Consider the following 9,826-nt stretch of genomic DNA (forward strand, 5'->3'; position numbering starts at 1 on the left):
ACCCTGTATAATTAGCTGTGTTAATGAACATAATAAACAACACAGCTATATTTGAACATCCGTAAAAACCACAGAGTGATATTACTCGCTAACTTGTCTAACTCAGTATAACTGGAAGTCCTACATCCTGGGGTTTTACCAACTTTCCATCAAAACCTATAGTTTGGTCTTCCATTGTCCTAGCATTAGCTAAAGCTTTACGTAAAGCAGTAACTTCCATTTTTTCAGTCATTCCTCCCAACATATAAATAAATAACTTCACAGCTAAATCTTTTCCTACTACCTGTACCCGCTTTTTATTGGGGTCATATAAAACCCCATACCATAAAGAGTGAGGATATTCCATACTACTAAAACCCCCTTGACGGTCAAATTTCTCCAACTTCTTAAAAATATCCGTCAAAGCAAAATCTTTTTTAAACACCAAAGTTCCCAAAGCTTGCGCTAAAGCAACTTGAGAAACTGGACGAAATAACATATTTCCCTCACCTCCGTCTTTTTCAAAATGGAAGCGCCGCAAAACAGTTGTATCTTCGTGTTCCAATATTTTATAACTGGGAAGATTAGCTAAATGATCAAAAAGTAGTCTAAAATCTGCAATTCCTTCCTGAATTTCTTCATTTTCTGGACGCATGGGAATTAACCCTTTTTCCAAAGGTTTCCAATGGGGGAACTTTTGCCCCAAATATCTTTCAGACATATCTTGTAAGGCTTGCAAAGTGGTTAAAACTGTAGAATTAGCGGCTACTGTGGCACTATTCCAATTAACACGGGGATTGCGATTTGGTTTTTGTTCTAAAAGTGGATGTGTAACCGCAATTTTTCGTGCTACAATAGCAAAACCATCATCTTCATTTAATTGTGCTAACTGACCTTTAGTTAAAGGTGCAGCCATCAAATTTACATGAACAAAAATTGATCTTACCCGTCGTTTTGCTTCTGTATGAGTTTCCCCAGTATTCACCGCACAAATAAATTCAATGCCAATTTTTTCTTTAGATAAATTTTGTAAATAAGCAGGTTCTACTTGATATTTCTCAATCAAATCAGATAAAGTAATAAAACTTTCATCAGCAGTTTTATCCTTTTTATAACGTTGGAGTTTACCAGATTTAATTAATTCCATTAAACCCTGTACACCCATTAATCTATGTTGACCATCTAAAGCATAAATTGTCACATTCTCTTCAGAAATATTCAGTAAACCGACTTTACTATCTTTATCTAAAGGTATAAAATCAGTAGTCGCTTTTTTAGCCCGTCCTTGACTATCCCACTCCGCTGCTTTGGGGTTATCTACCCAAGGTTGATTAATTACTACCAACACAGCCGGAAATTTATGGTTTTTTCGCGCAGCTAAATACTGTACTAACGGTGCTTGACGCGACCAGTCAACAGGACGTTGTTGAATGTCATCAATACTATCAGCATCAATTTCAATATTCTCTGTCTCTGGGTTGTACTTTTTTTGCAGCAGGGGTAAACCAGACGCAAAATGTACCCGTCCCGCGAACCATTCCAATGTCACAGAACCTACATAAGCCTCAGTACCACCCATTTCTGTCTTTTGGACAAGAATTTGGTCTTTCTTCTCTAAAAACCTATCTAGCAGTAAAGCTAATACCTGTTTATCCTGATTTTCCCGTTCTAAATACTCGTTAGCGAGTTGATTATTTAGTGTATCTGTATTATCATTCATGTTAATTTTTGAAAACTTGGTGACTAAATCTTGCTTTATTGTCCGAAAAAATGGATACTAGGGATGAGATTTTTAAAAATATGCTGCACGCATAGCTTAGATTTATTTATATACTAGATGATTCCATTCCCCCAAAGGGAAGTATTGATTCTATGTTCATGTATCCACAGGTAAGGGAAAATGACTACAACACAACAGCCAGAAAATAAAAATCAGCCGAATCGTACTGTACCAGAGTTAGTGGAGTATATCCAAGCTTTGACGACAGAAATTCAAGAATTGTATTGTTTAGATGAGATACCTTGGGTAGTAGGCTATTCAGGTGGAAAAGACAGCACTGCTACTTTACAGCTTATTTGGAGCGCAATTTCTGGACTTCCAGCGGAAAAAAGAACTAAGCCAATTCATGTAATTACAACAGATACAGGGGTAGAAAATCCCTATGTCTCTGCTTGGGTACGTAGTTCTCATAAGCATATAGAATTAGCGGCTAAACAGCAGCAAATGCCAATGCAACCCCATGTATTAGAACCAGAGATTGCGGATACATACTGGGTAGGTTTAATTGGTAAAGGGTATCCTGCACCCCGTCAAAAGTTTCGTTGGTGTACTGGACGGTTGAAAATCAATCCATCTAATCGCTTCATTCGTGATGTTGTTAGAAGTAGCGGTGAAGCTATTGTAATCTTAGGTATTCGCAAAGCAGAAAGTCCTCGTCGCGCTGCTACAATGAAAAAATATGAAGAAAGACGAGTGCGCGAACGTCTTAGTCCTAATGCAAGTTTACCTAATTCACTTGTTTATAGTCCTATTGAAGATTGGCGAACTGATGAAGTTTGGGTATATTTAATGCAATGGGAAAACCCTTGGGGACATAGCAATAAAGATTTATTTACTATGTATAGAGAATCAACAGCAGATAATGAATGTCCTTTGGTTGTTGATACTTCTACTCCTAGCTGTGGTAGTTCTCGTTTTGGTTGCTGGGTTTGCACGCTTGTTGAACGTGATAAATCTTTGAATGCAATGATTCAAAATAATGACGAAAAAGAATGGTTACAACCCATAGTTGATTTTCGTCGAGAATTAGATATTGTCAATGACCGAGAAAAAAGAGATTTTCGTCGGTTACGGGGAGAAGTTCAATTATTTGAACGTAATATAGAAGGTGAAACATCTGTTGAACCTATACCCGGTCCATATACAAAATATTGGCGAGAATATTGGTTAAGAAAACTCTTAACAGCGCAAAAAGAAATGCGTGAAAATGCGCCCGAAAATATGCGCGATATTACCCTTATTTCTCAAGCAGAATTGAGTGAGATTCGCCGAATATGGTTAGAAGAAAAACACGAATTTGATGATAGTGTCCCCCGCATATACGAAGAAGTCACAGGAGAAGTATTTAAAGATCCTCGTCCTGGTGCAGATCAAAGCATACTTGGTAGTGATGAATGGGGAGTATTAGAAGAAATTTGTGAAGGTGACGGAATGCACCTAGAATTAATGGCTAGACTATTAGATACAGAAAGACAATTTAAGAAAAAAACTCGCCGTGTGGGTATCTACGAAAGCCTAGAAAAATGCTTTGATACAAGTTCCCGTTCACCAGAAAAAGCGATCGCAAATGCCCATTTAAAACGGGATTTACGACAAGCAGCATTAGAAGGTGATGTTGCGACAATTCGGGAAAAATTCAAACAATTGAGTTTAGGAGATACCGCCGAAAAACAAGAGAGTAAACCACAAACTTGGGCTAACTTCAAATATGCACAAAAGAACCCAGATGAATAGAATACTCCCTTCCCAGTAAAAGATTAATTATCTTCTTCCTTCTTCCTTCTTCCTTCGTGTTCTTCGCGCCTTCGTGGTTCATTTAATCCATATTCTTATGCTGGGAAGAAAGTAAATTTTTGACCTCCTTCTAATCATCTGATAGAAAACAACATCAATCTAAAATCCAAAATTGTATCATGATCTTCCTCGAATTAGTCCTGCAAAACTTCGGTCCTTATGCTGGAAAACAAATCATCAACCTCAACCCCCAAATTGACGAAGACAACACCCGTCCAATTATCCTGTTAGGAGGAATGAACGGCGGCGGAAAAACCACCCTAATGGATGCCATTCGCCTCGCATTATATGGACAACGCGCCCAATGTTCAACAAGAGGAAATCTGAGTTATAGTGATTTTTTAACCCAATGCGTGAATAGTAAAAGTACCCCCACAGAAAAAACCAGAATTGAATTAGTTTTTGAACATATTGAAGAAGATAGACCAATAAAATATCGCGTTGTGCGGACTTGGGAAAAAAATCCTAAAGACGGAAAAGACCATTTAGGAATATTAGGAGATGATGAAACATGGCCAATTGATTCATTAGTAAATATTTGGGATGAATATATAGAAAATATTTTACCTATAGGGATTTCTAATTTATTTCTGTTTGACGGTGAACAAGTTAAAGAACTTGCAGAACAGGAAATCCCACCTCCGATAGTTGTAGATGCTATTAACGGACTTTTAGGGTTAGAATTAGCCGATAAATTAGCAATTGATTTAGAAATATTAGTAAACCGCAAAAAACGAGAATTTGCAGATACAAAAGATTTAGAAAAATTAGCAGAAATAGAAACCCGACTTCAGGAAAAACAACAAGAATACGAAAACAATCAGATAAAACTCGCAAATCTAAATATTGAAGTTACAGAATTAGAAAAAGTTCATGAAGAGGCTTTAGATAGATTTGTGAATGAAGGTGGTAAAATTGCTGCTGAACGTAGTCAGTTGGAACAACAAAAGGAAGAGAAAATTAAAGTTGCGAATAATGTCCGTGAATCTTTGCGTGAACTAGCTGCTGATGTTTTACCTTTAGCCTTAATTAGTCCTTTATTATCTCAAGTGCAAAGACAGGGAGAAAAAGAACTGAAAACTCAACAAATTCAATTAGCGAAAGATGTCTTAATTGCTAGAGATGAAAGATTATTGAATTGGCTACAACAATTAAATTTAGAAACTAATAAAGTTACTAATATTCAATCTTTTTTAGCTAAAGATATCAATAACTTATATACAAATAACTTATCCACAGAAAATAATTGGTTAAATGGAGATGAAGAAAGTTTAAGTTTACTTGACAATATAACTTATCGGTTACAAATTTCCCAAAATATAGCCCAAAGGCAATTAGATGAATTAACTAATTATGAAGAAGAAATCCTCACCTTAGAAAGACAAGTACAAACTGCGGCTGCACCCGAAGAATATACAAAACTACAAAAAGCAGTAAAAGCAGCACAAACTGAATTTAATAAAATTAAATCTCAGTCAGACATAATGACTCAAAACCTGATAGAATTAGATACAGAAACCAAAAAATTGAGACAAGAACTAAATGAATATACTGTACAAAATATCAAATATCAAAATAGTGAACATATTATTGATTCTGCATTAAAAGTTCAACAAACATTAAAAGTATTTCGAGAAAGATTGACTTTGAGAAAATTGAATAAATTAGAAGAAGAAGTAAAAAACTGTTTTCTATATTTATTACATAAATCAGACCTAGTACATCGCATAGCTATAGACAGCAAAACCTTCGGCTTATCATTATATGATTTAAACGGAAAACAAGTCCCCAAACATCGGCTTTCCGCCGGTGAAAAACAACTATTAGCGATCGCATTTTTGTGGGGATTAGCCAAAGTATCAGGAAGACGCTTACCTATCGCCATAGACACCCCATTAGGAAGACTAGACTCCTCCCACCGCAACAACCTAGTAGAAAGATACTTTCCCTCAGCCAGCCATCAAGTAATCCTCCTTTCCACCGACACCGAAATCGGCAAAAAAGAATATCAAAACCTGCAAGAAACCGAAGCCATAGCCCGCGAATACCTACTCCAATATAACTCCAACAAAAGAGAAACCACAATCAAAGCCGGTTATTTTTGGTAAACTCCAACTCCTCTTAATTTCTTCCTTTGCGTCTTTGCTCCTTAGCGCCTTTGCGCGAAACTCAATTCATATTTTTTACCAAAATGGAATCACCAATAGAAAGAATCAAACTCTCCCAAACAGCCAAAGAACAACTCCTCAAACTCAAACGCAGCACCAAAATAGAACAATGGAACATATTATGTCGGTGGGCGTTTTGTCGTTCCCTAGCAGAAACCGCTGCACCTTCCCCCGTACCTATCCCCCAAGATAGCAACGTCGAAATGACATGGCGGGTTTTTGGGGGAGAAATGTCCGATATTTTACTTTTAGCACTAAAACAAAGATGCTACAACGACGGCTTAGATACAGATAGAGAAACCCTGATTACGCAATTTCGCTTACATTTACATCGAGGTATTGGTTACTTAGCCGGAGATCAGAATATTAAGAAAATTGAAGATTTAATTGAACAGGCCACAAACAAAGTAAAATCCTGATTTCGCACTTCTTGTGCCAGCATGGCAAGATAATCTTATGAAAGAAATTCAAGCACTCAGACAGGCCTTCCAAAGCCAGAAAATGGGTGCTTTATTATTACTAGGTTTTGCATCAGGTTTACCACTATTCCTGACCAGTAGAACCCTACAACTATGGATGCAAGATGCCAAAGTTGATATTGCCAAAATCACCTTATTTGGTTTATTAAGTTTACCTTATTCCTTAAAATTTCTCTGGTCGCCGCTATTAGATAGATTTACACCACCATTATTAGGTGGCAGAAGAGGTTGGTTAATTATGACCCAAATTGGGTTAGTATTAGCGATCGCTGCCCTTGCCCTTCAACAACCAGCCCAAAGCGAACAAGTATTACAAATCCTCGCCATCAACTGCCTGATTATTACCTTCCTCAGCGCCACCCAGGATATCGCTGGTGATGCCTACCGTACCGACATTTTAAACCCCCTAGAGGCGCAACCAGGGGCATCTGTGTGGGTATTAGGCTACCGGATCGCCCTATTTATTACCAGTTCCCTCGCCTTAGTGTTAGCAGATTATCTACCTTGGAATGTAGTATATTTGCTTATGGCAGTAATTATGGCGGGAAGTATATTTACTACTTTGTGGTCGCCCGCAGAACACAAACTACAAAATAAAACACAACTAGCCCCCATTTCTGGCAAAGACGTGATTTTTATAGTCATGATCACGTTACTAGTAGCAGGGTTAATAGCTGGCGTTTTTGTCGGCTTCATTCCCCAACCTGTATTTTATTGGTTATTAGCAGGATTATTAGTGGCTTGGATAACGACATCCGTATTATTACCAAACTCCCTCCTAAATGAAGTTAGCGAAGATAGTCCACCTGAAAACTTACAAACAGCTATTTTCCTACCTTTCAAAGAATTTTTTCACCGCTTTGGTATCAAACAAGCGAGTTTAACACTAGGTTTTATATTACTTTATAAACTAGGTGATTCCCTCGTCGGCATCACAGCCAACTTATTTTTACGAGAAATAGACTTTACCAAAACCGAAATCGGCGCAATTCAAGCTGGGATGGGATTTCTTGCCACCACCGTCGGCGTATTAGCTGGGGGTGTGATTATGACCAAAATTAACTTAAATCGCAGTTTGTGGGTATTTGGGGGGCTGCAATTATTGAGTAACTTAGGTTATTATGCCCTAGCGATCGCTGATAAAAAAGATTATTCTCTATTAGTCATAGCCGTAAACATCGAAAACTTCTCGGCTGGATTAGTCACAGTCGCTACAGTCGCCTTTTTAATGCGTCTCTGTAACCACCGATTCACAACCACCCAGTTTGCGTTATTCTCCAGCCTCATGGCCATTAGTCGAGACGTACTTTCCGCACCCGCAGGAAGTTGGGCAAAAGCCACAGGTTGGCCGACATTTTTCTTACTTTCTCTTGTGGCGGCGCTACCTGGTTTGCTACTATTACCTATTGTTGCCCCTTGGAATCCCAAAGTATTGGCAGCAACTAGACCAGGACTAGAAGAAGAAGATATATGGGAACACAAGTAGTTATTCTGGTCGGTACATTCGTTCTGATAGTCACAGGTCTATTACTGGGCTATGTCCTCTCACAATTAGTTTTACAAAATCTGGCTTTTAATTTCCTCACACTCTTGGGAACTATTAGCTTGATTCTAATTTTTGGGACACTTTATTACGTATTATTTTGGCAACTGCGCCGTGAACCGCTGCAAGTCATCAGTCCCACCATCCCCAACCAACCAGATGAAGAAGTTACTGGTAACTACCTCAAAAATCGCCTGATCGCTAGATTATCTGGGGACGTAGCGGCGGCCGAAAGACTAATTGAACAAGCCAAACAAAACGTTCCGGGAATGCCCGAAAATTGGTACTGTGAAAAAGTCTTAAATGAATTAGACCAGGATCAGCAATCATAGCCATGCTTTGCTAAACCCAAATAATTGCTAGAATCAATTCAATAACTTCTGCTATTTATTTATTTACAATCAACAACATGGCTATTCTTCGTCAATACATCGCCCCAATCCTGGCAATCTTGATATTTACCTTTGCCTTAGTAGCAGTCAGCGCCCGCATCTTTTTACCCTCCGATATGGCAGCCCCTGCCCCCATTGGGATGATAATTAAGTAATTGGGGAATAGGTCTATTGTGAATTTACTTCCAGGCTATTCTTTTCGCCAAGGTTCTACTCTCGATAAAGCCCTCTTGGTTAAGTTTATGCAAAGGAGTTACCAAGAACAATTCCCTGATCAAGATTTTTCCCACTTGGCACATACAGTTGAGCAATACTTCTGTCGTGATACCCCTGTATGGTGGGTTTATGAAGAGGTGGGGGAGGTAGGGGAGGTAGGGGAGGTGGGGGCGGTAGGGGAGGTAGGAGAGGTAGGGGAGGAAATTCTTCACCAATTACCAATTACCAATTACCAATCACCCGTAGCTTGTTTATGGGTGGGGAATGCGATAGATCAGGTTAGTGGCGATCGCCATCCGCATATCTTTCTTCTCTACGTCATCCCAGAATATAGACACAGAGGCATTGGTAAAGGATTGATGGCTTATATAGAAGATTGGGCTACACAAAAAGGTGATCGCCAAATCGGACTACAAGTATTTCAATCAAATACACCCGCATTAAATCTTTATCATCAACTTGGTTATCAAGAACAATCCCTCTGGATGGTAAAATCACTTGAGTTAGGGAACTCTTAACAGGGAACAGGGAACGGGGAATAGGGTTACAGTGAAATAATTATGTACGACGAATACGAACTCAGCCTACTCGATACCGAAGCGGAGCTAGGAAGCCCGTTAGATAAAATAGAACCACTTGCTGATGAATCAGAAGTGGAAAAACCTGATCCCGAATTAATGCTGGTACTTTTAGAAAATCCCCAGCCTCAACAACGGATGTTAGCAGCGCGTGCTTTTTGTGATATTCAAGATGAACGGGCAACACCTTATCTCATCCATCTTTTAACAGATAATTGTCCCCTAGTGCGAGTCAGTGCAGCTTACGGTATTGGTCGCAACCCCGCCAAGGAAGCCGTAGAACCGTTGATTATGCAACTTAACCGCGATTTTAATGGTTATGTTCGTAAAGGTGTAGTTTGGGCTTTGGGTAATTGCCGCGATCGCCGTTCCTTAGCACCCCTCACTAATGCCCTGAGAACCGATATTCCCGCCGTCCGTCTCTGGGCAGCCAGCGCCCTAGCACAGATGACAGAAGTAGGTTATGAAGCCATCGTCGGCGCAATTCCCGCCCTAATTGAAGCCTTAGTTACAGACCCCATCGCCGCTGTGCGAAGTAACTCCGCTTGGACAATTGGCCAGCTTTGTAAAGAACTACCATCTAACGTCGTCTATGCCACAGCTATAGACGCATTAATCCAAGCTTTTGCCGAAGATAAAGACTTAGGAGTGAGAGCAGATACCAAAGCCTCACTTCTAGGCGTAGGAGATCCTCGCGGTTTACAATTAATCGAAACCCTCGAACAAGAAGGATGGTTTTAGACAATTAAAAATTAACAATTAAAAATTAAAAAAAACTTCTAAATTCTCTCCCCTGACCGTCAGAAAATGAGAGCATAAATAAACGGAGTAATCTGTAGTTTATGTGAACCAAACCACTCAAAACATGAGTAAACGTTATCTAGGTCATAACACCTT

General features: G+C 39.1%; 9 protein-coding genes. 8 read left to right on the forward strand and 1 reads right to left on the reverse strand.

What is annotated here, in order from left to right:
- Positions 1-97 precede the first annotated feature (97 nt).
- A complete protein-coding gene (locus AN490_RS12130; RefSeq protein WP_300003506.1) occupies positions 98-1,699 on the reverse strand; it encodes a DGQHR domain-containing protein in 1,602 nt (533 codons plus the stop codon).
- 180 nt (positions 1,700-1,879) lie between these two features.
- On the opposite strand from AN490_RS12130, the gene dndC reads away from it, so the two are divergent.
- The 8 genes from dndC to AN490_RS12170 all read left to right on the forward strand — a co-directional run bounded on the left by dndC (position 1,880) and on the right by AN490_RS12170 (position 9,670).
- Positions 1,880-3,493 carry a DNA phosphorothioation system sulfurtransferase DndC gene (gene dndC, locus AN490_RS12135; RefSeq protein ID WP_213800737.1) on the forward strand — a complete coding sequence of 538 codons (1,614 nt, stop codon included), beginning with the start codon at positions 1,880-1,882 and terminating at the stop codon, positions 3,491-3,493.
- Positions 3,494-3,672: 179 nt separating this feature from the next.
- Positions 3,673-5,661: a DNA sulfur modification protein DndD gene (gene dndD / locus AN490_RS12140; protein ID WP_300003509.1), complete on the forward strand. Its 1,989-nt coding sequence runs from the start codon at positions 3,673-3,675 to the stop codon at positions 5,659-5,661.
- Between the two features lie 83 nt (positions 5,662-5,744).
- Positions 5,745-6,140 carry a DNA sulfur modification protein DndE gene (gene dndE, locus AN490_RS12145; protein ID WP_213719189.1) on the forward strand — a complete coding sequence of 132 codons (396 nt, stop codon included), beginning with the start codon at positions 5,745-5,747 and terminating at the stop codon, positions 6,138-6,140.
- A 37-nt stretch (positions 6,141-6,177) separates the two neighbouring features.
- Complete coding sequence (locus AN490_RS12150; RefSeq protein ID WP_213712743.1) at positions 6,178-7,686, forward strand: AmpG family muropeptide MFS transporter; 1,509 nt, start codon at positions 6,178-6,180, stop codon at positions 7,684-7,686.
- The gene (locus AN490_RS12155) at positions 7,671-8,075 is read left to right on the forward strand and encodes a hypothetical protein (RefSeq protein WP_015079901.1); all 405 of its coding nucleotides are present in this window, start codon (positions 7,671-7,673) and stop codon (positions 8,073-8,075) included. The genes AN490_RS12150 and AN490_RS12155 overlap by 16 nt, the downstream gene beginning before the upstream one ends.
- Before the next feature lie 77 nt (positions 8,076-8,152).
- Positions 8,153-8,290 (forward strand): hypothetical protein, encoded by a 138-nt coding sequence (locus AN490_RS12160; RefSeq protein WP_213712749.1) that lies wholly within the window; start codon positions 8,153-8,155, stop codon positions 8,288-8,290.
- Positions 8,291-8,308: 18 nt separating this feature from the next.
- A complete protein-coding gene (locus AN490_RS12165; RefSeq protein WP_300003512.1) occupies positions 8,309-8,869 on the forward strand; it encodes an N-acetyltransferase in 561 nt (186 codons plus the stop codon).
- 42 nt (positions 8,870-8,911) lie between these two features.
- A complete protein-coding gene (locus tag AN490_RS12170; RefSeq protein WP_015079904.1) occupies positions 8,912-9,670 on the forward strand; it encodes a HEAT repeat domain-containing protein in 759 nt (252 codons plus the stop codon).
- Positions 9,671-9,826: the final 156 nt, after the last annotated feature.

The sequence above is a fragment of the Anabaena sp. AL09 genome, from assembly GCF_001672255.1.
In the GTDB taxonomy this organism is placed as follows: Bacteria; Cyanobacteriota; Cyanobacteriia; order Cyanobacteriales; family Nostocaceae; genus Dolichospermum; species Dolichospermum lemmermannii.